Genomic DNA, 21,363 nt, shown 5'->3' with positions numbered 1-21,363 from the left:
CCGCGCTTCGCGGCCGCGTCCCGTTGCGACTGCTCGTTCGCCCTGCGGTTCGCCTCTTCGAGCTGCCGACGCTGCTCGTCCGTCATCGCCAGCACGTGTGTGATCCTGATGTTCACGGGCTCCTCCAACTCAGGTGCCTGTAAAGCGCTGCCCGGGGGTCCAGCCCCGGGCAGCGCGTCGTTGAAGTCGGGAATCCGGCTCCCCACGCCCCGCCCGTACGAGACGGGCGAGGGAGGCAACCGGCCGCGCGCCGTAGCACGCGGCTGATCGGTCGTTCAGGTGTCTCCTCCGGGTGCGAACCCAAGGCGTATGGAGACGTGACCTTTCGGTCTAAGCCCTCCGAACTGACAAGGGGTCGGGGTCCCTCGCCCCCGCCGTAGCGGGGCCTCATGACCCCCCGAAGGGGGCCCTCTGGCGCCAGCAGGCATAGGAATGCCCGAGGCGTTGTAGTCATTGTCCGTACAATGGCTACAGTCAGAACCTTGGCAGGGGTGGAGGGTGACGTCAAGCTCATTGGCTGCATTGACTGGACAATGCGAACGGCCAGCGGTTCTCATGGGAGGCATGGCAGTGACTCGACTCGGGCGTAACCCGATGTACCAGCAGATTGCGGACGCTCTCCGCGAGCAGATCGCGGATGGTCGGCTCGCTCCGGAGGCGAAGCTGCCCACGGAAGCGGAGCTTCGCGCGGAGTACGACGTGTCGCGGGAGACCGTGCGAAAAGCGCTGGGCGTCCTCGTGAACGAGGGGCTGGTGATCTCCGCGCGCCCGCAGGGGCACTTCGTCCGGAAGCGCCAGCCGATGGTGTTCCGCCCGCAGGCTGAGTTCCGCAAGCGCCCGTACTCCCCGGAGATGGACGCCTTCATGACCGAGTACTCGGCCGAAGGGCGGGAGCCCCGGCAGGAGATCGAGGTGGCCATCGTCGAACCTCCGGAGGAGGTCGCGAAGCGGCTCCAGGTCGAGGCTGGCGAGTTGGTGGCCGTGCGCAAGCGGGTGCGCTACCTGGACGGCGAACCGTTCAACATCAACGACAGCTACTTCCCGCTCGGCATCGTGCGTGACTCGGAAGTCATGCGTCCCGAGGACATCGGCCGGGGCGCGAACGAGGTGCTCGCGGAACTGGGGTACCGGCAGGTAAGGGCGCTCGATGAGCTGTACTTCCGTATGCCGACGCCCGACCAGGCTCACCGACTCGACCTGGGGCCCGGAACCCCCATCGGCTACCACATCGCCACGGGCTACACGAGCGAGGGCAAGCCGGTGCGCGTGGCGATCACGGTCCTACCTGGAGACAGGCACGTCGTCTCGTACGAGCGCCACCGAGACGTACCGAGCGAGGAAGCGTGACCGAGGTGGAGATGCGTGCCGCGACCGTGGACGAACTGTCCACGGTCGAATCTCTCCTGACCGAAGCTTCAACATGGCTCGCAGGTAGAGGGATCGACCAGTGGCAGTATCCGCCGCACCGTGACCGCATCCTGCGCGCCTTGCAGCAGGGGGATTGCTTCCTCGCACTCGCAGACGGCGAGCCGGTGGGCACCATCCAGGTCGACACCTTCGCCGATCCGGAGTTCTGGACGAGGGAAGACGAACCCGAGGATGCGCTCTATGTGCACCGGATGGCGGTGAAGCGGGATTCCGCCGGCGCAGGGCTCGGCGCCTTCATGCTCGATTGGGCGGGGGAGTGCGCCGTGGCTGCCGGGAAGCAATGGCTCCGGCTCGACGCGTGGAAGGACAATCCGGGCCTGCATCGCTACTACGAAGGAGCGGGGTTCCGTCGCGTGCGCATCGTTGACCTGCCGCACCGACGTTCCGGCGCCCTCTACGAACGCCGGGCCGCTCCGGGCGCGGGTTGAGCCCGGTACGGGGCGGTGGTGGACTGGGTCTCATTGCGGGTCTCAGTCACCCCCGATTCCGCGACCGTCCACTGTCGTCCGCAGCGGTTCAACCCGCGCGTTGACCAGGGAAGTTGGGTGCATCACGGATGCCTGCGGACGACCGTGGAAAGTGATCGGACAACTCGTAATGCGTAGGTCGGGGGTTCGACTCCCCCAGGCGGCTCACCTCGGAACCCTCGTTGACCCAGGTCAACGGGGGTTCTGTCGTTTCCGGACCCTGCTCGGCGGGTGAATCCGTAGCCGGGGTGGTCACCGAGTGGTCACGCTCGCCCGTAGTAGGCGCATCCGGGGCCGGCCGACGGCGGCGCGGCACGAGGGCCGAGGCACGGTCCGCGGCGTCACGGCCGACTCCGCCGAGCAGGTGCGAGTACGTGTCGTTCGTGATGCTGATGGACGAGTGGCCGAGACGCTTCGAGACGACGGACAGCTCGACGCCCGCGGCCATCATGAGCGACGCCTGACCGTGCCGCAGGTCGTGCAGCCGCACACGGCGCAGGCCGGCGGCGTCGACCAGCTCGGCGAACAGCTTCGTCACGTCGTCCGGGCGCAGCGGGTTGCCGTCCTCGCGGGCGAACACGAGGTCGTGGTCGGCGTACGCGTCACCCCACACGGCTCGTTCGGTGTCCTGCTGCATGCGGTGGGCGAGCAGGGCGCCGAGGGTGCCCTCGTCAAGGTCGACGATGCGGCCCTCGCCTGCCTCGGTCTTGGGCTTGCCGAACGACATTCCGAGGTGTCCAGCCTCGCAGTACGGGCACGGGGCCGGCGCCTGCTTGTTCTTCTTCCGGCCGATCTCCTGTACGACCTGCTGCCGCACGGTGATGGTGCGCGCCTCGGCGTTCACGTCGGCCCAGCGCAGGCCGATTGCCTCGCCGCGGCGCAGGCCGGTACCGGCGATGACCTCGAACAGGGCGCCGAGGCGGTGCGTGCCGATGCTGTCGAGGAACTGGCCGAGCTCGGCCGGCTCCCATGGGCGGACCTGCGGGCGGCCCTTCTTCGGAAGTTCCACCTTCTTCGCCTCGGCCGGGTTGTACGTGATCAGGTGCTTTTTCGTCGCGGTCGTGAGGGCGCTCGACAGGGTCGCGTGAATGCGGCGGATGGTGGCGCCCTTGCGCTTGCCGTTGTCGAGACTGGCGAGCAACTGGTCGACGTGCCCGGGGCGCAGGTCGCGCAGGCGCAGGCGGCCGAGCTGCGGCGTGAGGTACTGGTCGACGTGTGCGCGGTACGAGCGGAGCGTCGAGGGGCGCACGTCGGAACGCTGCTTGAGCTCGAGCCACTGCTCGAGCCACGCGGCGACGGTCATTCCCTGGTCGTGCGTGTATGTGCCCTCGTTGACCCGGGTGGACAGCTTGGCGAGCGCGGCCTCGGCGTCGGTGGCGGTACGGAATCCGCCCTTACGGGCCTGCTTGCGCTTCCCGTCCGGGCCGATCCCTACGTCGGCGACGTAGTACCAGGCGCCGTGATCCTTCCGGCAGTTGATGCGGTCGCCCTTGGCGTTGTACTGCGCAGGGCACTTGCACCGCTTGTAGACGCTGCCTTTCACCGCAGGTTCCCCCAATCGGGCTGGTAGTCGTCGGCGTTGATGTGCTCAAGTTCAGCGGGCAGATCGGGAAGACGGACGCCGAGGGCGCGCAGGCGGCGGCGGGCGTCCCAGAGCGGTCCCTCGCGCCCGGCTGCCTGCTGTAGCAGAGCGTCGCGGGCGCCGTCGGTCGTTGCGCGGGCAGCGGCGGCGCGGTCGGCGCGCCACTCCTCGAGGTAGCGGTCGTGCCATCGGTAGTCGGTGAGACCGGCGCGGTCTTCCTGCCACTCCTCGGCGTCGGCGGGGGAGACGGCCCACGGGCGGGCGGCGCCCTCGGGTTGTTCGGTAGGTAGAGGGCCCTCGCCGGTGAACCAGCGCAGGGCCTCCCACGTCGGCGCGGCGCGATCCGGCAGCGCCTCGACGCGGTCCTCATGCCCGACGGGGTACAGCAGGGCAATTGGCGGCACGCCGAGTGCTTTTGCCAGTACGAGCAATTCGGGGACGGAAACGGTGGGGCGCCGGCCGCTCTCGAAGTTGGCGAGGACGGACCGGCCGAGGGGGAGCCCCAGAGCGGCGCACCGGTCGGCGAGCTGCTGCGCGCTCAGTCCTTGCGCCTGCCTGTGGCGGCGTACCTCGGCCGCGACCGCTTGCCCGAGGCGGCTGGGCCACTGTGGGTGTGTCATGGAAGCACAATAAACGGGAGTCGTTGACACTGTCCAGCACTCCGCCGTACTGTGCTGCACAAGCACTGAGAACCCCTGGAGCTGCCACGTGAAGACACAACCTGCTCGCGGAATGCACGTCGACGACCTGCTCGCCCTCCCGGCCGCTGTCGACGTGGTCACTGCTGGCCGCGCGCTCGGGATCAGCCGCACCACCGCGTACGACCTCGCCAAGCGAGGCGAGTTCCCCGTCCCCCTGCTGCGCCTCGGCGTCCAGTACCGGGCGCGCCGCGTCGACCTGCTCGAACTGCTCGGCGTCGAGCAGCCGGCCCCCGCCCTCACCGCATGAGAACGGCCCCCGGCAGGTGCGCCAACACCGCCGAGGGCCCGACGAACCCCAGAAACAGCGAAGCCCCGGCCATCACTGCCAAGCGACCCGGGGCCCGCCTCCAATCGATTGGAGAACGCCATGACTCAGCCTAGCGCTACCCCCGTACAGGCCGCCCCCGACCGCCGCGCCGAGGTCGTCGACCTGTGCGCCGCCGCCCTCGACCGCGGAGACGCCGCCACCGCTCGCGGCGACCAGGGCGCAGCGATAGACGCTGCCGCCGAGGCCGGCCTCTGGTGGGCGATCGCCGACGCCTACGGCGCCACGCCGCAGGAGATCAACACTCGCCGCGCCGGTGGTGCCCGATGACCCTCGCCACCGCGCCCCGATACCGCGCCGCACTCCGCACCCCGCCCCTCCCTTGCGGGCACCGTGACCCGATCCTGTGCGAAACCACGCCGAGCGGCCCGTCGACGTACAGCCTCGACCGCGCCGAGCTCGCCGCCGAGGCCGCCCGGTGCCGCGCCGCCGGATGGACCTCCGACGAGGTCGCCGAACGGTTGGCGGTGCCAGCGTGACCAACCCCCGCACGATCCGTACGCGGCGAGCAGTCGAGACCGTCCTCGACCTCGCCGCGCGCGGCATGCACGTGTTCCCGCTCCGCCCCGGCGACAAGCGGCCCGCCGTCGACCGGTGGGAGCAGCGCGCCACAACCGACCCCGACCGCATCGCGCGTTGCTGGTCGCACGCCCCGTACGGCGTCGGTATCGCCTGCGGCCCCTCGCGGCTGGTCGTCGTCGACCTCGACACCGCCAAGGGCGACCAGCCCCCGGCCCCGGGCGTCGAATCCGGCGAGGACGTACTCGCGCTGCTCTACGAACGCCACGGCGACCGGTACCCGTTCGGCACCACCCCGACCGCTCGCACCGCGTCCGGTGGCACGCACCTGTACTACCGCGCCCCCGACGGCGCCGAGGTGCGCAACAGCGCATCCCGCATCGGGTGGAAGGTCGACGTACGGGCCGTCGGCGGATACGTCGTCGCCCCGCCCTCGACCGCCGCAGGCAACCCGTACACGTGGCTTACCGCGCCCGCCGACGCCGACCCGCTACCCCTGCCCGCGTGGCTCGCCGAACGCGCCGCCCCGCGGCCCGTCGTCCTACCGCAGCCCACCATGCCCACCGTCGTCCGCAACGCCACCGGCTACACCGCCGCCGCGTTGCGCGGCGAGCTCGAGACCGTCCTCGCCGCCCAACCCGGCACCCGAAACGACACCCTGCACCGCGCCGCGTTCAACCTCGGCACCCTCGCAGGCGCCCGGCGCCTCGACTCCCGCCTCGCCGTCGAGGCCCTGCTCGCCGCCGGCCAGTCCATCGGCCTCACACCCCGCGAGGTACAGGCCACCGTCACATCCGGCATGCGCGCCGGAACCAGCAACCCCCGGAGCAGCGCATGAGTGCCCCCGCCGACCTCGATATCGACGCGATCCTCGCCCGCGTCGCGCCCGCCGACGAGGCGCCCCAGGACGAGGCCGGCCTCTCGTCCGCCGAACACTTCGAGCAGCGCGTCGAGGGACTGCTCGGCGAACTGCTCGACACCGGCGACCTCGACAGCATCCCGCCCCTCGAGCCGGTCGTCGACGACATGTTGTTCCGCGACACCCTCGCCCGCATCTACGGCCCGTCCGGCACCTTCAAGAGCTTCCTCACCCTCGACATTGCGGCGTGCGTCGCCACCGGCGCCCCATGGCACGGCCAGGAAACCCGCCCGGGGCCCGTCGTGTACCTCGTCGCCGAGGGCATCCGCGGTATCCGCAAGCGCGTCCGCGCGTGGGAGCAGCACCACGGCCGCCGCATGACCGGCGTCAAGTTCCTCCCGCGTCCCGTGCAGGCACGCGACCCCGAATGGGCCGTCCTCGTCGAGGCGTGCCGTCGCCTCGGCCCCGCCCTGGTCGTCGTCGACACGCAGGCCCGCGTGACCGTCGGCGTCGAGGAGAACAGCAACACCGAGATGGGCGAGGTCGTCGACCGCATGGAGCAGCTACGCGCCGCCTGCGGCGCCTGCCTGCTGCTCGTCCACCACACCGGCCACGACGAGGGGCGCAGCCGCGGCGCCACCGCCGTCAAAGGCGCCCTACAAACCGAGCTCGGCGTCACCCGCAAGGACGCCGACGAGGGCCCCGTCGTCACGCTCAAGACCAGCAAGCAGAAGGACGACGCCGAGCTCGACGACCTCGAGTTCGGCATTCATCAAGTCGTCCTCGACGGCGAGGCCAAGGACGACGGCACCCCCGTTACGTCCGTCGTCCTCGTCAAGCTCGACCCCGCCGGACAGGCCCAGGCCCGCACCGGCTACGCCGGGCGCGTCGAGGAGATCGCCGCCCAGCTCGACGCCGCCGGCGTGCCGCCCACCGCCGGGCGGCCCGCCGTACAGGACGCCTGCTCACGCCTCGGCATCCGGGCCCGTAAAGACCTGCTCGCCGACGTAGTCAGGCACCGGAAGAACCGGACAAACAGTGCAGACGAACTGCCCCCGACGGGACCCGAAAATGACTGACCCCGGGGGCACCACATACCGGACAAACTACGTGCCCCAAGATTCGGGGCAGAGGCAGCCAACTTCGCAGGTCAACCATGCCCCGGGCAGCACCGGGGCAGCACGGGGCAGGGCACCACCAACCCGAACTGCCCCAACTGCCCCCACCCCTTTAGGGGTGGGGCAGCGGGGCAGCGAGGGAGCCCCAACCCCGCCCACGACCTCACCGCGGGCCCGGACACCGCCACCACGGGACCGGACCCACACCCATAACCACCCCCTGTCGCTCCGCGACGTTCTCTGCCTCGCGCGCACGCGTGAGGAGAAAGGGCCCGCACATGAAAGGCCGCCCCGCCGCCGTACTCGCCCTCGCCCAAGGCGAGCCGACCAGCGCCGCCGCCAAGGCCGCCGGCGTTACCGCCCGCACCGTGGAACGCTGGTGCAACGACGCCGAGTTCGCGCTCGAGGTGCGCGACACTCGAACCGACCTGCTGAACGCCGCCGTTGGGCAGCTTGCCGCCGGCGCAGCCGAGGCCGTCGCCACGCTCCGCGAAGCCATGCGCGACCCGAAGCAGCCGGGACACGTCCGCGTCAACGCATCCCGCGCTCTGCTCGACGCCCTGCTACCGCTCCGCGAATCCCTCGACCTCGAGCAGCGCCTCGCCGCCATCGAGGCCGCCCAGCAGGAGGGGGGCGACCGCTGGTGAGCCCCCGACCGTCACGGCGCCTCGACGACCGCCTGAACCGCGCCGAGGCCACCGCCCTACACGACCGGTGGGAACTCACCCTCGACGACGGCACCACGGCGAGCCTGCCGCACCTCGGCCCGATCAAGGCCACGTCCGAAGCGCTCGCCATCATCCGCGCCCGCGACGACGGCGAGACGCCGCCCGAACCGTCGGCCAAGCTGCGCACCGTCGCCCGCGGCGACCTCACCGCGGTGTCGTCCGTCCTCGAGGGCGCAGCAATCCAGTTCGCCCGCAACGCCTGCGGCCTCGACGACGAGGAGCCCGCCCATGGGTAGCCACGTCGACGACGCCATACGGGCACGCATCGCAGCAGCACAGGCGCGCCGCGCCCAACAGCAGGCCGACCGCGCAGCGTTCGTCGAACGCCGCCGCCACGGCCTCGCCACCCGCCACGCCCGCAAGCTGCGCCACCTCGCCGCCCGTCACCGCGCCGAGCAGCAGCCGGCCACCACCGAAAGGACCGCCGACCAATGACGCCCACCCTCGCCCACCGCCTCGCAGCCCTCGAGGACCGCGCCCGCGCCCACAGCTTCCGATTCACCCTCCCCGGCGGTCGCACGGTCGACGTGCCCGCCGACGACGTGCTCGCCGTCATGCTCGGCGACGAGATGCCGCCCACCCTCGCCCGAGTGGTCGGCACGCAGGAGACGGCCGAGCTCGCACGCTCCGTCGTCGACCTCGCCCGCGCACACCGCGCCGGGGGCGCCGATGAGTAGCCGCGCCAGTGACCACCACGTGAGCACCCCCGCCCCGAACAGCAACGACACCGCGAACAACGCACACCGAATCCGTAGGAACTACGGGCCCGAGCAGCCTCTCGACCTCACCCTCGACGACGGATCGGTCATCATCCCGCCCGCCGTCGCCAGCGACGTACTGTGCGCCCTCGTCCGCGACCTCACCGCCCGCGTACGTGCCGACGGGGGAGAGGTCGCCCCCGACGTACGCCGCCTGCTCTACGCCCTCCACGCCGCCGCGCAACGCGCCGATATCGAACGTAGTTCCGATAACGGCACCGCGCCGCCGCCCCCTGCCACGGTGACCGAGGTGTCGGTCGACGAGGCCGCCGCACTGCTCGAGTGCACCCCCGAGTACGTGCGGCGCCTCGCCCGCCGCGGCACCCTCGCGGCCCGCCGAATCGGCCGCCGCGCATGGGCGATCAACCGGACCGCCCTCGAGCACCACCGACACGGAACAGGAGTCACCGCAGCATGACCCAGACCACCACCGCCGAGCAGCAGGCCGACGAGGTCACCGCCGCCGAGCAGGAAGCGCGCGAGGCCGACGACCTGCTCGCCGCCCTCGAGGAGCGTGTACGCGACGGCGACGACAAGATCACCCCGCAGCAACTCACCGAACAACGCGAGCTCGGCCGATTCGCCCGCCTGCGCGCCGAAGCCGCCCGCCGCAAGGCCGACCGCGCCGCCGCCAAGGCCGCCGAGAAGCACCGCGCCGAGCAGATCGCCCGCGCCGTCGATCTCGCCGACACCAAGGGCAACCGGGCAGCGATCGCAGCGAAGTACGACGCCGCACTCGCCGCCGTCGCCGAGCTGGTCGCCGTCGTCGAGCAGCACGACCAGGCCGTCACCGAGGCCGGCCGCATGCTGCGCGCCGCCGAGTGCGCACCGTCGATCGAGTACGAGAGCGTGCAGCAGGGCGAGGTGATGGTGCGCGAGCCGCGCCGCATGCCTGCCACGCGCACCGCACCGCGCGTCGACACGAACCCGCATGCCGTCGCGTTCACGTTCGGTGAGGGCACCCGGGCCCCGGTCACCCCGGGCGCCGTCCTCGCCGTTCTGTTCTCCAAGGCCGCCGCCGGCGACGCCGGACGCATGCCACACGGCGAGGGCCGCCTCGCCGCCGCCGCGCTCGACCAGCACGCGCGCAAGCACCGTGCCGCGGTCGGCGCCCTGCTCGACGCCGCTACCACGAACGGGAAGTGATCTGCCATGAACGCACGCCCCGCGGGCAGCACCCGCACCGAGTACGCCGCCATACCGACGACGTACACCAGCCCGGCCGCTCGCCGGCACGCCGAGATGATCCGGCGCCAGCAGGCCGACGCCGAACGCGCCCGGCCCCTGCCGACGAACGTCGACGAGTTCCGCGCCGCCCCGTACGAGCTGCGGGCACGCCTCGCCCTCGAGCAGCCGGACCGGTACCAGGAGTTCGCACGCGCCGAGGCGACGCCATGACCGCGGCCGAGCCCGAGCAGGCCGAGCCCGTCGACGACCGGCCGCAGGTGGCGCACCTGCTCGCCGTCTCGCCCCTGTTGTGGCTGCTGCTCGCCCGCCGGCCCACCGTCGCCGAATAGCACCGCGGGCCGCCCGGCCAGGCGCCGGGAGCGCCGCGCAGCCCAGGAGGCAACGCGCGGCCGAGCACGGCCCTCCACACACACGCAGCGCCCCCGCAGCGGCCAGGAGCCCGCGGGGGCGCCCTCGTCCCTCCGACCACACGACGACGGCCCCCACCGGGTGAGGTGAGGGCCGTTCGCTACCCCTGCGCAGGCGCCGGGCGTACCGTTCAGAGTGTCAACACGGAACGGGAGTCCAGCATGCCCGACAGCACCGACATTCCCGCAGACCTCAGCACCGGCGAACGTATCCGGCTGCTCCGCGAATCCCGCGGCCTCACGCGCCCTGTAGTGGCCGGCCTGTGCGGGCGCGGCCCCGACTGGTTGAAGAAGATCGAGACCGGCGAGCGCGAACTACGGTCACACGCCCTGTTGCTGCGCCTCGCCGCCGCGCTACAGGTGTCCGACCTCGCCACCATCACCGGCGGGCAGTCCGAGACCACACAACCCGTACCGCTCGGCAGACTCAACCACCCGACCATGCCCGCAATCTGGGCCGCCGTCATGACGCAGAGCCTCGCCCCCGCCGACGCCGGCCCCGTCGACGTTGCCGCCCTACAGGGCCGCACCGACCAGACGTGGCGCCTGTGGCACACCTCCGGCCACAACCGGACCGAGGTCGGCGCCCTGCTGCCCGACCTCATCCGCGACGCCGAGACGGCCGCCCGCACCCTCGACGGCGCCGACCGCCGCGCCGCCCTCGTCGCCCTGTCCGACGTGTACCGCCTCACCGGACAGGCCACGGCATACGTGGCGCCGGCCGAACTCGCGTGGGTGGTCGCCGACCGCGCCCTCGCCGCCGCCCGGCAGGCCGACGACCCCGCCGCCATAGCTGCTGCGGCGTGGAACATGGGCAACATCCTGCGCGAGACGACCTACCCCGAAGAGGCGTTGCGGGTGGTGACCGAGGCCGCCGACCTCATCCGCCCGCACCTCGCCAGCGCCCCCGACAACTGGCGAGGCATCTACGGCGCCTTGCAGCTTCACGCCGCGGTCACCGCCGCACGCGAGGGCAGGGACGGCGACGCCTGGCGGTACTGGGACGCCGGCGACCAGGTCGCGAAATCCCTCCCGGCCGCCTACGTGCACCCCTCGACCGTGTTCGGCCGCGCGAACGTCGACTTCCACGCCGTGAGCGTGGCAACCGACCTGCGGTCGTCACGTAAGGCCCTCGCCCTCGCCGACGACCTCGACCCCGACGTGATGCCCTCGACCGAACGCCGGTCCCGCCTGTGGGTGGAGGTCGCCCGCGGGCACCTCCAGCGGGGCGACCGCACAGCCGCACTGCACGTCATGCGGATGGCGCACGACATCAGCGCCGAAACGGTCGCCTACACCCCCTCGGCCCGCACTGTGGCCGCGGACCTGTGGCGCAAGGCGCCCCGCGCCATGCGCGGCGAAGCATCCCAACTCGCCGAGCGCGTCGGCGTCATGACGGCCTGACAGGGACACCCAGGGACAGGGGGACAACCTGTCCCACTCACCCCCGCCCACGCTCCCTACCGTGACGGACCGACTACGGACCGCACGGCAGGGAGCCGAATCATGCTGCACGCCTCGCCCAGACACGGCGCACCCCCGACCAGCGACCTCGGCACGGGTGAGATCCGCGTACCGCTCGCCCTGTACGACCTCGACGAGCACCAGGCCGACGTATCGCTCGTGCTCTCGAGGACCGAGGCCGGGCTACTGCACGCCTCGCTAGACCGGCTGCTGTCCGGCCGCCGCCTCACCGCGGGGGGTGTCCAGTGAGCGACGAGCGCGCCGAGCTGCTGGCGCACGCGGGTACCTGCGCCCTGTGCGAGGAGTACGCGGCCGAGCGGATGACGGTCGCCATGGTTCAGGGCAACAGCGGCCCCGGCTGGTCGCGGTACGCCTGCCTGCCCTGCGCCCGCCTACTGGTCGCCTCGGCGTTCGCGCCGCAGTGGCTACGCGAGGACGTGGCACGCCTCGACAAGATCGAGGCCGCCACCCGCTGAACCCCTGCCCGCGGCTCTACCCCCCGTCCCTGGCGCCACGGGCAGGCGAGCGGCCCCGGAGTCGACCGAGAGTCCTCCGGGGCCGCAGTACGTCAACCGGCGTCGATTCCTACGCATTGCATATCCGTTCCCCGATGCTCCGTTGCAGGTAGGGCGCCACGTGGTCACGGGGTGAGCACGCGAAAGGGGCGCCGTACGGGAGTGGTCCCGACGGCGCCCCTCGGCGTTGAGCTGCTACGCCACCTGCTCGGCCGCGGCGTAGCGGCCCCGGTCGACGCGCTCGGCGCGGCCAGTCTCGAGCAGGGCGGACAGCAGCCGGTTAACGGTCGCCCTCGACAGGCCGGTCACCTCGACGAGGGCGGGCACCTTGTCGACGCCGTCGGCGAGGGCAGCGACGACGCGCGCCTCGGAATCCGGCTCGACCGCGGGTGCGACCTTCTCGAGCGTGACCGTGGGGGCGTCGTCCTGGTCGTCGTCGTCCCGAGCTGCGCCTCGCCACACGGGGGCCGGCGGGAGTGCCTTCACGGTGGCGTCGTCCATGAACCACACGCGGACGGGGGCGGGCCCGCGGCCGGTGCCGCGGATCAGCAGGACGCCCGGCTTGGGCAACGTGTGGGCGTCCCATCCGCCGGCGGTGGCGTCCTCGCCGAGCACGGTCCGTACCTCGGTCGCGGTGGCGACGCGCAGGCACAGCCGTACGTCCATCTGCGCGGCGATCTGCGGCGGGATGCCCGCCGAGGCGCCGCTCATCGTGGGTTTCTGCGTGCACCACCACAGGTGGATTTCGGCGGCGCGGCCCATGCGGGCGAGGGATTCGAGGTCGGGCATCGCGTCCTTGGCGACGGCGGCGACCTCGGCGCCCTCGTCGACGACGACGACCAGCCGCGGGCGCTCCGGCGTCGGCGTCCACGATGCGTGGCCGGTGGCTTCCAATTCCTCGAGGCGCGCCATCATCTCGGCGGCGAGCTCGGCCGCGACCTGCTCGACCTCGGCCGCGGTGCGGGCGACCCGGGCCCGGTCGCGCCATAGGGCGCCCTCGACGCGTTTCAAGTCGACCATGACGACGGCCGACCGTTCGTCGGCGGCGACCTCGGCGAGGGCCGGCCGCAGCGTCACCGACTTGCCCGCACCCGAACTACCGGCGAGCAGCAGGCGCGTGCCGAGCGGGATCTCGACCGGTCGCCCCGAGTGCGTGTCCAGGCCGATGCCCTCGCGGTCCGGCGTCCACTTCATGTCGGCGTCGTCGACGGCCGAGCGGGTGCGAATGGTCAGCTCGGCCCAACCGCCGCGCTTGCCCGCGGTGACCTCGATACGCAGGGCGGTACGGGTGCCGAGCAGGGCCCGTACGTTGTCCTCCGCGTTGCGCAACTTACCCACGCTCCACGTGCCGTCGAGGCGCACGGCGCACGTGACGCCCGCTTCGGTCAGCCGCGGCCGACTGGTCAACGTGCCGTCGAGGCCGCGGGCGTCGGCGTGCGCTCGCCAGTGCTGCGGGGCGAGGCGGGCGAGTAGGCGCCGCTCGTCCTTGGTCGGTGTGAGGCCGCGGGGACGGCCGGCGCGGCAGGCGGCGGCGAGCAGGCGCCACGCCACGCGGAACGACCAGCGCAGGGCGCGCCATTCGGCGCGGCGGAACGTCTTCGACTTGGCCGTGAGGACGCAGGCGCCGACGGCGAGCAGGACGGCGACGCCCTGCGGGCCGAGTGCGTCGAGCAGGGCGCCGAGCAGGTCGAGGGCAACGTCGGCGAGTGCGTCGCCGAGCTCGGCCTCGCTGGCGGCGTCGGTAGGGTCCTGCGAAGCGGCATCCATCGGGTACCTCCGTGGGTGTCGTGAGGGGCGCCGCCGGGCCGTGATCCTGGCCGGCGCCCCGTTTACGTTGCGTGGCTGTCTCGTTGTCTCGTCTCAGCAGGGATAGGGCCCCTACGCGCGCGCGTGCGCGCGAGGCGTGAGACATGCCCTGTGGTGACGCTCCGTGGCGTCTGTGGCGGCCGGTGGGCGCCCTCGGCGTCTCCGGGGAGGTGCGAGGGCGCCCGAACGCGTCTGCGGGCCGCTCAGCGCTTCCGGCGGGCGAGTGGAATCGAGATGGTGGCGCCGAGTCCTGCCGCAGCGATGGCGCCGGCGGTGTCCGCGGCGAGCTTGAGCAGGGACAACAGGACGCCGACGAGGGCGAACATGCCGCAGGCTGCGGCGAACACGACCAGGGCCGCGACGAGGGCGCGCTCGACGTTCACGCGGACACCCCCTCGCCGACGAGGGCGAGTTGCCCGGGCACCGGGGCCGGGCCGCGGTCGTCGTCGAGGCGGGCGAACACCTTCTTCGCGTAGGAGGTGCTGCGGGTGGCGAGGCGCGCGGCCTCGGCGGGTGGGGTGCCCTTCGCCCAGCAGGATTCGAGGACGACGCGTGCGGCGTCGGTGGACAGCCGCTCGGGCTGGTCGTCGGTCACCTCGTCGTCGGTGTCGTCGCGGGGTGTCTCGAGGACGTACACCTTGCGGCCACCGCAGATGACCAGCGGCGACGCCTGCTGCGCGGTGTGGGCGGGCGCCTGCTCGACGGCCTGCTCGGCGGTCACCTCGGCGGGGGGTGCGGTGGTCACCTCGAGCGGGCATCCGGCCTGCTGCCCCATGGGCGGCGTGGTGACCGGTACGGCGTCGACGAGGTGTCGCTCGGTGGACGGCTCGGCGGCGTCCTCGACGTGGTCGGCGAGGCGGTGCACGCGCCACAGGACAAGCGGCGCGATCGCGGAGACGCCGACGACGAGCGGCCACGCAACGGGGAGCAGGCCGGCGGCGACGAGGTGCGCGGCGGCGTTCGTGGCGATCATCGCGGCGACGGCGGTTGCCACGTCGCGGCGGGCGCGCAGGGCCCGCACGGCGTAGATGTCGAGCGCGGCAGGGAGGGCTGCGGCGGTCCACTCGCCGAATCCTGCTGCGCGGGCGAGGGCGTACTCGGCGGACGCGGTCACGACGAGGGCGGCGGCGAGGGCGGCCCATGCGAGGTAGTCGCGGGGCGGGTGGGTACGGTCATGCACAGGTCTGAGCTCCTTGTACCGGAAGGGGTTCGGGTCAAGGCGCCGTCTCGTGTTGCTGCACGGGGCGGCGCCGTCGTCGTGTCGGGCGCGGTGGTCACGTGGTCACGGGTGTGGTCACGGACGCGCTGTAGAGGACCGACACGGGCCGGTACGCGTTGGTGGAGCTCTGGCCTGCTGGCCTGCGGAAACGTGAGTGGCTGACATTCGGCGTCAGCCCCCGTCACGTTCGGACGTTGACTCGTAATGCGTAGGTCAGGGGTTCGACTCCCCTAGGCGGCTCACTTGAACCCCAGGTCAGATGCCTATCTGACCTGGGGTTTTCTGCAGGGGGCACGGCGGGGCCGGGAGGCCGCGAGCCTTCTTCGAATCCGGCCGCCGGTGGCGTTCTCGCTCCGGCCGGCTGGCCCCGGACATCGGTCAGCGCCGGTCGGGGGAGATCCGCTGCCGGTCGCGGTGCAGTAGTGGTGAGCCGCCGGGCGGCGGGGCCGGCCCAGGCTCGTGCACCGCGCTCGAAAGACGGGCGGCAGCCAGCCGCAGCCCAGCAATCGGGGGTGAGCGGGGAAGGCGGAGAGGGCGGGGACGGCGGCCAGTACGAACAGCAGGGACGTTCAGGGCGTGCGCGCGCGAGACCCGCAGGTGTGCGTCGGGCCATGACCGTTCCGGTGCGTTCTCCGATCCGCGGGCAGCTGCGTAAGCGGCGTTCACCGTCTCCCCTTTCCCTGTGCCGACGTGTCCTGGTTCGGGGCGCACTGCGGTCGCTCCACCGAGGCGGGAGCGCGCACGCGAGGGTGCCGACTTCGGCCTTCCCGACGGCGGCAGGGCGCTCGGGCGCCGACGGTCGCGTGCTCGCGCGGGGTGACTCCGACGCCATGGTGGTGAACCTGCGTGTTGCGCGCCGTGTGAGGTGCGCCGGAGTATGCCGTCTGTGATAGGCGGAGAGCATGCTCAGTGGAGTCCGAGCCCGGGTGTTGCCCGATTCCCAGCGCCGTTCTCTGGAGGAGCTGGCAGAGGATCTGGACTTGTCGTCCGGGGACAGCCGGGCCAAGAGGTCGGCGTTCTGGGCGATGCTGTCTCTGTCGGGGGTCATCGCGGCGGGAGGGGTGATTACGGACTCGACGGCAACCGTGATCGGCGCGATGATCATCGCACCGTTGTCGACGCCGATCATGGGCGTCGCTCTGGGATCGGTGCAACGTCGCCGGAACGGAGCGGCGAGGCTCGTTCTGTTCGCCTGCCTGCTGGTGGTCGCGCTCGGTGCCGTGTTCTCCGTGGTGCTGCCCGATCACTATGCCCTGCTGGGAAACAGCCAGGTTGCGTCGCGGACGTCCCCGGGACTGATGGATCTGGTCGCCGCGTTGGCGACGGGCTTCGCCGGCGCGGTGGCCCTCGCGCGGCGGGACGTCGCCGCCGTGCTTCCCGGAGTCGCGATCGCGATCTCCCTGGTGCCGCCGCTGGTGGTGGCCGGCGTGTGTCTCGGGCGCCTGGAGGGGTGGTTGGCGCTGGGGGCGCTGGTGCTGTTCCTGTCCAACCTGTTCGCGCTGGTCTTCGGAGGGATGGTGGTGTTCGCCGCCCTGGGCTACGGCCGCGGCGAGGTCCGGGCGCCCGGACGGCCCGCTCGGCGTGCGTACGTCGCCATGTCCCTGCTGTTCGCCGTCGTCTTCGTGCCACTGGCGGCGAACACCGCACTCACACTTCTGCTCGACGTCTGGAGGGGTAAGGCGAAGGAGGCGGCGGAGCAGTGGCTGGCCGACGTGCCGGGCGCGTCGGTCACCGTGGTGGACACGACGTCCCGAACGATGCGCATCCACGTTCGTCTCCCCGGCGAGCTGCCCCCGGTGGGTGGTCTGCTCGACCGCCTCGCGGGGCAGCTGCCGGACGGCGTGCCGGTGCTGGTGGAGGTGGAACGCGGCCGGCTGGTCGATGCGGGGCGGGTTGGTGGCTGAGTGCGGGGCGGTCAGCCGGGGGCGGGGGTGCAGGTGGGGCAGAGGCCGCGGAAGGTGATCTCGGCGGTGGTGACCTGGAAGCCGTGGCGTTCGGCGGCGGGGAGGAGGTCGAGGGGGTCGCCGGCGGGGTGGACGTCGCGGATGGTGCCGCAGGCCGAGCAGGTCAGGTGGTGGTGGGGGCGGGCGTTGGGGTCGTAGCGCTTGGCGCGGCCGTCGACGACCTCGAGCACCTCGCCGAGGGAGACGAGTTCGCCGAGCGCGTTGTAGACGGTGGCGCGGGAGATCTCCGGGAGGCGCGCGGTCGCGCGCGACAGTACCTCGTCCGCGGTGAGGTGGATGTGGTCGCCGTCGAGTACCTCGGCGACCACCCGGCGTTGAGCGGTCATCCGCCAGCCACGTGCCCGAAGCCGTCCCAGCAGGTCACTCATGGGCGCAACCTAGCAGCGTCGCGTCGAGGATTTGAAGACGTACGCGTCTGGGATGTGTATTGACTTGGACCCCGTCCACCATAGGATCGGGTCCGGCGACAGCCGAGGAGCCCAGGGACCGCCCTGCACCGGAAGGATTCCCATGTCCGAGAACCACGAGGCAATCGTCACAGACGCGAAGACGGAGGGCGGGGGTGGCTGTCCGGTCGCGCACGGGCGAGCGCCGCACCCGACCCAGGGCGGTGGAAACCGCCAGTGGTGGCCCGAGCGGCTCAACCTGAAGATTCTTGCCCAGAACCCGGCGGTCGCGAACCCGCTGGGGGAGGACTTCGACTACGCCGAGGCGTTCCAGGGTCTCGACCTCGCCGCCGTGAAGCGGGACCTGACCGAGGTCATGACGACCTCGCACGACTGGTGGCCGGCGGACTTCGGGCACTACGGCCCGTTCCTCATCCGGATGGCCTGGCACAGCGCCGGCACCTACCGGGTCAGCGACGGCCGCGGCGGCGGCGGTACGGGTCAGCAGCGTTTCGCGCCGCTGAACAGCTGGCCGGACAACGGCAACCTGGACAAGGCGCGCCGCCTGCTGTGGCCGGTGAAGAAGAAGTACGGCCAGGCCCTGTCGTGGGCCGACCTGATGATTCTCGCGGGCAACGTCGCCCTGGAGTCGATGGGCTTCGAGACCTTCGGCTTCGCCGGCGGACGCGAGGACGTGTGGGAGCCCGAGGAGGACGTGTACTGGGGCCCGGAGTCCACCTGGCTGGGCGACGAGCGCTACTCCGGCGACCGCGATCTGGAGAGCCCGCTGGGCGCGGTCCAGATGGGCCTGATCTACGTCAACCCGGAGGGCCCGAACGGCAACCCGGACCCGCTGGCCGCGGCGCGGGACATCCGTGAGACGTTCCGCCGGATGGCGATGAACGACGAGGAGACGGTCGCGCTCGTCGCCGGCGGCCACACCTTCGGCAAGACCCACGGTGCGGGCCCGGCGGACCGGGTCGGCCCGGACCCGGAGGCCGCCGGGATGGAGGAGATGGGCTTCGGCTGGCGGAGCACGCACGGCACCGGCAAGGGTGGCGACGCGATCACCAGCGGTCTCGAAGGCATCTGGACCGACACCCCGACGACCTGGGACAACAGCTTCTTCGAGATCCTGTTCGGCTACGAGTGGGAGCTGTTCCAGAGCCCGGCGGGGGCCAACCAGTGGCGGCCGAAGGACGGCGCGGGCGCGGGCACCGTGCCCGACGCCCACGACGCGTCGAAGAGCCACGCCCCGACGATGCTGACGACCGACCTGTCGCTCCGCTTCGACCCGGTCTACGAGCCGATCTCGCGGCGCTTCAAGGAGAACCCGCAGGAGTTCGCGGACGCGTTCGCCCGTGCCTGGTTCAAGCTGACCCACCGTGACATGGGTCCGGTCCAGCGCTACCTCGGCCCGGAGGTCCCGTCCGAGACGCTGGTGTGGCAGGACCCGGTGCCCGCGGTGACGCACGCGCTCGTGGACGCCGAGGACGTCGCCGCCCTCAAGGGCAAGGTGCTGGACTCGGGTCTGACGGTGTCCCAGCTGGTGGCCACGGCGTGGGCGTCGGCGGCCTCCTTCCGGGGCAGCGACATGCGCGGCGGCGCCAACGGCGCCCGCATCCGCCTGGAGCCGCAGCGCGGCTGGGAGGTCAACGACCCGGAGCAGCTGTCGACGGTGCTGGGCACGCTGGAGGAGATCCAGCAGTCCTTCAACGCCGCGCAGAGCGGCGGCAAGCAGGTCTCGCTGGCCGACCTGATCGTGCTCGCCGGATGCGCCGGCGTGGAGAAGGCGGCGAAGGACGCCGGTCACGACGTCCGGGTGCCGTTCACGCCGGGGCGCAGCGACGCGACGCAGGAGCAGACCGACGTCGACTCGTTCGCCGAGATGGAGCCGTCCGCCGACGGGTTCCGCAACTACCAGGGCAAGGCCAACCGGCAGCTGCCCGCCGAGTACCTGCTGATCGACCGGGCGAACCTGCTGACGCTCAGCGCGCCGGAGATGACCGTTCTCGTCGGCGGTCTCCGCGTCCTCGGCGCCAACCACGGGCAGTCGCAGCACGGCGTGCTCACCGGCACGCCCGGCCGGCTGACGAACGACTTCTTCGTCAACCTGCTCGACCTGGGCACGGAGTGGAAGGCGACGTCGGAGGACCAGCGGGAGTTCGAGGGCCGTGACGCCGCCTCCGGGAAGGTCCGGTGGACCGGCACCCGCGCGGACCTCGTGTTCGGCTCCAACTCCGAGCTGCGCGCTCTCGCGGAGGTGTACGCGAGTGACGACGCGAACGAGAAGTTCGTGACGGACTTCGTCGCGGCGTGGGACAAGGTGATGAACCTCGACCGGTTCGACCTCGCCTGATCGCACGGGCCACGGGTCGGCGGGGCGACAGGTCGCACCGCTCGCACAGGACGCCCCCGGGAAGTCGCCTTCCCGGGGGCGTCGGGCGTCCCGGTGGTGCGGGCCAGGGCGGTTCTAGGACAGGCCGAGGGCCTGCTTGACGGGGTCGATGGCGAAGTACAGGAGGAACAGCGCGGCGGTGCCCCAGAGCAGCCAGTGCACCTCGCGGGCCTTGCCCAGGCACGCCTTGATGACCACGTAGGCGATGAAGCCGGCGCCGATGCCGTTGGTGATGGAGTAGGTGAACGGCATGACGGCGATGGTCAGGAACGCCGGGATGGCCAGCTCGAAGCGGTCCCAGTCGATGTGCCGGACCTGCGTCATCATCAGGAAGCCGACCGCGACCAGGGCGGGGGAGGCGGCCTGGAGCGGCACGATGGTCAGCAGCGGGGTGAGGAAGAGGGCGAGGGTGAACAGGCCGCCGGTCACGATGCTGGCGAAGCCGGTCCGTGCGCCTTCGCCGACACCCGCGGCGGATTCGATGTAGGTCGTGGCGGACGAGGCGGAGGACGCACCGCCGGCGACGGCGGCCGCGCCGTCGATGAGCAGCACCCGGCCCAGGCCGGGGACCTGGCCGCGCTCGTCGAGGAGTCCGGCCTCGGCGGTGACGCCGACGACGGTGCCCATGGTGTCGAAGAAGTCCGACAGGATGAGCGTGAAGACCAGCAGGACCACTGTCAGGATGCTGACCTGCCCGAACGCGCCGAACACGTCGAACTCGCCGAGCAGCCCGAAGTCGGGGGCCGCGACGGGGCCGTCGGGCAGCGTCGGCGAGGTGAGGCCCCAGTTGGTGACCGTGGCCAGTTCGTTGATGACGACGGCGAGGACGGTCATCAGGACGATGCTGATGAGGATGGCGCCCTTCACCTTGCGGGCGAGCAGGACGATCGTCAGGAGCACGCCGAGGCAGAAGACGAGCATCGGCCAGCCGGTGAGGTTGCCGGTGCCGAGCTGGACGGGCACCGTGGTGTTCGCCGCGTCCGGGATGCGTGTGACGAAGCCCGCGTCGACGAAGCCGATCAGGGCGATGAACAGACCGATGCCCACGCTGATCGCCTGTTTGAGGGCCTGCGGGATGGCGTGCATGACCGCCTCGCGCAGTCCCGTCAGGACCAGCACGCAGATCAGCAGACCCTCCAGGACGATGAGCCCCATCGCGTCGTCCCAGCTCATCAGGGGCGCGACCTGGAAGGCGACGACGGCGTTGAGGCCGAGGCCGGCGGCCAGGGCGAGTGGTAGATTGCCGCCGACGCCCATGATCACGGTCATCACCGCGGCCACCAGTGCCGTGGCGGTGGCCAGTTGGGTCGGGTCGAGCTGCTGGCCGAACTTGTCCTCGGCGCTGCCGAGGATGATGGGGTTGAGCACGAGGATGTACGCCATCGTGAAGAAGGTGGCGAGGCCGCCGCGTATCTCCCGTGCGTAGGTCGAACCGCGTTCGCTGATGCGGAAGAAGCGGTCCACCGCGCCACCGCCTCCGGCGGGTGGCGCCTCGTTCTTGGTCGTGGTGCTGGTCTGCATTGCTGGGTCT

The 21,363-nt window shown here is 71.8% G+C and carries 27 protein-coding genes; 20 read left to right on the top strand and 7 right to left on the bottom strand.

What is annotated here, in order from left to right; translation table 11 throughout:
- Positions 1 to 564: 564 nt before the first annotated feature.
- Both RM572_RS27005 and RM572_RS27000 read left to right on the top strand, forming a co-directional pair.
- Positions 565 to 1,347, top strand: a complete 783-nt coding sequence (locus tag RM572_RS27005) for a GntR family transcriptional regulator (protein WP_311676006.1) — start codon at positions 565 to 567, stop codon at positions 1,345 to 1,347.
- Positions 1,344 to 1,856, top strand: coding sequence for a GNAT family N-acetyltransferase (locus RM572_RS27000; RefSeq protein ID WP_311676005.1), 513 nt, complete (start codon positions 1,344 to 1,346; stop codon positions 1,854 to 1,856). The genes RM572_RS27005 and RM572_RS27000 overlap by 4 nt, the downstream gene beginning before the upstream one ends.
- A gap of 88 nt (positions 1,857 to 1,944) precedes the next feature.
- On the opposite strand, the gene RM572_RS26995 is transcribed toward RM572_RS27000, so the two are convergent.
- On the bottom strand, positions 1,945 to 3,438 hold the full coding sequence (locus tag RM572_RS26995) for a site-specific integrase (RefSeq protein WP_311676004.1): 1,494 nt from the start codon (positions 3,436 to 3,438) through the stop codon (positions 1,945 to 1,947).
- Positions 3,435 to 4,097 carry a helix-turn-helix domain-containing protein gene (locus RM572_RS26990; RefSeq protein WP_311676003.1) on the bottom strand — a complete coding sequence of 221 codons (663 nt, stop codon included), beginning with the start codon at positions 4,095 to 4,097 and terminating at the stop codon, positions 3,435 to 3,437. The genes RM572_RS26995 and RM572_RS26990 overlap by 4 nt, the downstream gene beginning before the upstream one ends.
- A 112-nt stretch (positions 4,098 to 4,209) precedes the next feature.
- Between RM572_RS26990 and RM572_RS26985 the strand changes: the two genes are divergently transcribed.
- From RM572_RS26985 to RM572_RS26910, 16 genes are all read left to right on the top strand, one after another.
- Positions 4,210 to 4,425: a helix-turn-helix domain-containing protein gene (locus RM572_RS26985; protein WP_311676002.1), complete on the top strand. Its 216-nt coding sequence runs from the start codon at positions 4,210 to 4,212 to the stop codon at positions 4,423 to 4,425.
- Positions 4,426 to 4,545: 120 nt separating this feature from the next.
- The gene (locus RM572_RS26980) at positions 4,546 to 4,773 is read left to right on the top strand and encodes a hypothetical protein (protein ID WP_311676001.1); all 228 of its coding nucleotides are present in this window, start codon (positions 4,546 to 4,548) and stop codon (positions 4,771 to 4,773) included.
- A complete protein-coding gene (locus RM572_RS26975; RefSeq protein ID WP_311676000.1) occupies positions 4,770 to 4,982 on the top strand; it encodes a hypothetical protein in 213 nt (70 codons plus the stop codon). Before RM572_RS26980 ends, RM572_RS26975 begins: the two co-directional genes overlap by 4 nt.
- Positions 4,979 to 5,860 carry a bifunctional DNA primase/polymerase gene (locus RM572_RS26970; protein WP_311675999.1) on the top strand — a complete coding sequence of 294 codons (882 nt, stop codon included), beginning with the start codon at positions 4,979 to 4,981 and terminating at the stop codon, positions 5,858 to 5,860. Before RM572_RS26975 ends, RM572_RS26970 begins: the two co-directional genes overlap by 4 nt.
- A complete protein-coding gene (locus RM572_RS26965) occupies positions 5,857 to 6,960 on the top strand; it encodes a helicase RepA family protein (RefSeq protein ID WP_311675998.1) in 1,104 nt (367 codons plus the stop codon). The genes RM572_RS26970 and RM572_RS26965 overlap by 4 nt, the downstream gene beginning before the upstream one ends.
- Before the next feature lie 317 nt (positions 6,961 to 7,277).
- Positions 7,278 to 7,646: a helix-turn-helix domain-containing protein gene (locus RM572_RS26960; RefSeq protein WP_311675997.1), complete on the top strand. Its 369-nt coding sequence runs from the start codon at positions 7,278 to 7,280 to the stop codon at positions 7,644 to 7,646.
- Entirely contained in the window at positions 7,643 to 7,963 is a 321-nt protein-coding gene (locus RM572_RS26955; RefSeq protein WP_311675996.1) for a hypothetical protein, read from the top strand. Before RM572_RS26960 ends, RM572_RS26955 begins: the two co-directional genes overlap by 4 nt.
- The gene (locus RM572_RS26950) at positions 7,956 to 8,162 is read left to right on the top strand and encodes a hypothetical protein (protein WP_311675995.1); all 207 of its coding nucleotides are present in this window, start codon (positions 7,956 to 7,958) and stop codon (positions 8,160 to 8,162) included. Before RM572_RS26955 ends, RM572_RS26950 begins: the two co-directional genes overlap by 8 nt.
- A complete protein-coding gene (locus RM572_RS26945) occupies positions 8,159 to 8,404 on the top strand; it encodes a hypothetical protein (protein WP_311675994.1) in 246 nt (81 codons plus the stop codon). The genes RM572_RS26950 and RM572_RS26945 overlap by 4 nt, the downstream gene beginning before the upstream one ends.
- A 19-nt stretch (positions 8,405 to 8,423) precedes the next feature.
- Positions 8,424 to 8,903, top strand: coding sequence for a helix-turn-helix domain-containing protein (locus RM572_RS26940; protein WP_311675993.1), 480 nt, complete (start codon positions 8,424 to 8,426; stop codon positions 8,901 to 8,903).
- The gene (locus RM572_RS26935) at positions 8,900 to 9,631 is read left to right on the top strand and encodes a hypothetical protein (RefSeq protein ID WP_311675992.1); all 732 of its coding nucleotides are present in this window, start codon (positions 8,900 to 8,902) and stop codon (positions 9,629 to 9,631) included. The genes RM572_RS26940 and RM572_RS26935 overlap by 4 nt, the downstream gene beginning before the upstream one ends.
- Positions 9,632 to 9,637: 6 nt before the next feature.
- Positions 9,638 to 9,883 carry a hypothetical protein gene (locus RM572_RS26930; protein ID WP_311675991.1) on the top strand — a complete coding sequence of 82 codons (246 nt, stop codon included), beginning with the start codon at positions 9,638 to 9,640 and terminating at the stop codon, positions 9,881 to 9,883.
- On the top strand, positions 9,880 to 10,002 hold the full coding sequence (locus RM572_RS26925; protein ID WP_311675990.1) for a hypothetical protein: 123 nt from the start codon (positions 9,880 to 9,882) through the stop codon (positions 10,000 to 10,002). Before RM572_RS26930 ends, RM572_RS26925 begins: the two co-directional genes overlap by 4 nt.
- 240 nt (positions 10,003 to 10,242) lie before the next feature.
- Positions 10,243 to 11,484 carry a helix-turn-helix domain-containing protein gene (locus RM572_RS26920; protein ID WP_311675989.1) on the top strand — a complete coding sequence of 414 codons (1,242 nt, stop codon included), beginning with the start codon at positions 10,243 to 10,245 and terminating at the stop codon, positions 11,482 to 11,484.
- Between the two features lie 102 nt (positions 11,485 to 11,586).
- Entirely contained in the window at positions 11,587 to 11,793 is a 207-nt protein-coding gene (locus RM572_RS26915) for a hypothetical protein (protein WP_311675988.1), read from the top strand.
- Positions 11,790 to 12,020 carry a hypothetical protein gene (locus RM572_RS26910; RefSeq protein ID WP_311675987.1) on the top strand — a complete coding sequence of 77 codons (231 nt, stop codon included), beginning with the start codon at positions 11,790 to 11,792 and terminating at the stop codon, positions 12,018 to 12,020. Before RM572_RS26915 ends, RM572_RS26910 begins: the two co-directional genes overlap by 4 nt.
- 234 nt (positions 12,021 to 12,254) lie before the next feature.
- Here the strand turns inward: RM572_RS26910 and RM572_RS26905 are convergent, their stop codons facing one another.
- From RM572_RS26905 to RM572_RS26895, 3 genes are all read right to left on the bottom strand, one after another.
- Positions 12,255 to 13,826 (bottom strand): cell division protein FtsK, encoded by a 1,572-nt coding sequence (locus tag RM572_RS26905; RefSeq protein WP_311675986.1) that lies wholly within the window; start codon positions 13,824 to 13,826, stop codon positions 12,255 to 12,257.
- 242 nt (positions 13,827 to 14,068) lie between these two features.
- Positions 14,069 to 14,248, bottom strand: coding sequence for a hypothetical protein (locus tag RM572_RS26900; RefSeq protein ID WP_311675985.1), 180 nt, complete (start codon positions 14,246 to 14,248; stop codon positions 14,069 to 14,071).
- On the bottom strand, positions 14,245 to 15,045 hold the full coding sequence (locus tag RM572_RS26895) for a hypothetical protein (RefSeq protein WP_311675984.1): 801 nt from the start codon (positions 15,043 to 15,045) through the stop codon (positions 14,245 to 14,247). The genes RM572_RS26900 and RM572_RS26895 overlap by 4 nt, the downstream gene beginning before the upstream one ends.
- A gap of 965 nt (positions 15,046 to 16,010) precedes the next feature.
- Between RM572_RS26895 and RM572_RS26890 the strand changes: the two genes are divergently transcribed.
- Positions 16,011 to 16,988 carry a TIGR00341 family protein gene (locus tag RM572_RS26890; protein WP_311675983.1) on the top strand — a complete coding sequence of 326 codons (978 nt, stop codon included), beginning with the start codon at positions 16,011 to 16,013 and terminating at the stop codon, positions 16,986 to 16,988.
- 11 nt (positions 16,989 to 16,999) lie between these two features.
- On the opposite strand, the gene RM572_RS26885 is transcribed toward RM572_RS26890, so the two are convergent.
- Positions 17,000 to 17,416, bottom strand: coding sequence for a Fur family transcriptional regulator (locus RM572_RS26885; RefSeq protein WP_311675982.1), 417 nt, complete (start codon positions 17,414 to 17,416; stop codon positions 17,000 to 17,002).
- A gap of 142 nt (positions 17,417 to 17,558) precedes the next feature.
- Here RM572_RS26885 and katG point away from each other — a divergent pair, with 142 nt between their 5' ends.
- Complete coding sequence (gene katG / locus RM572_RS26880) at positions 17,559 to 19,793, top strand: catalase/peroxidase HPI (protein WP_311675981.1); 2,235 nt, start codon at positions 17,559 to 17,561, stop codon at positions 19,791 to 19,793.
- 114 nt (positions 19,794 to 19,907) lie between these two features.
- On the opposite strand, the gene RM572_RS26875 is transcribed toward katG, so the two are convergent.
- Positions 19,908 to 21,353, bottom strand: coding sequence for an NCS2 family permease (locus RM572_RS26875; RefSeq protein WP_311675980.1), 1,446 nt, complete (start codon positions 21,351 to 21,353; stop codon positions 19,908 to 19,910).
- Positions 21,354 to 21,363 lie beyond the last annotated feature (10 nt).

Source organism: Streptomyces hazeniae (genome assembly GCF_031845485.1).
GTDB lineage: Bacteria > Actinomycetota > Actinomycetes > Streptomycetales > Streptomycetaceae > Streptomyces > Streptomyces hazeniae.
This window is presented reverse-complemented; position numbering and strand designations above follow the sequence as displayed.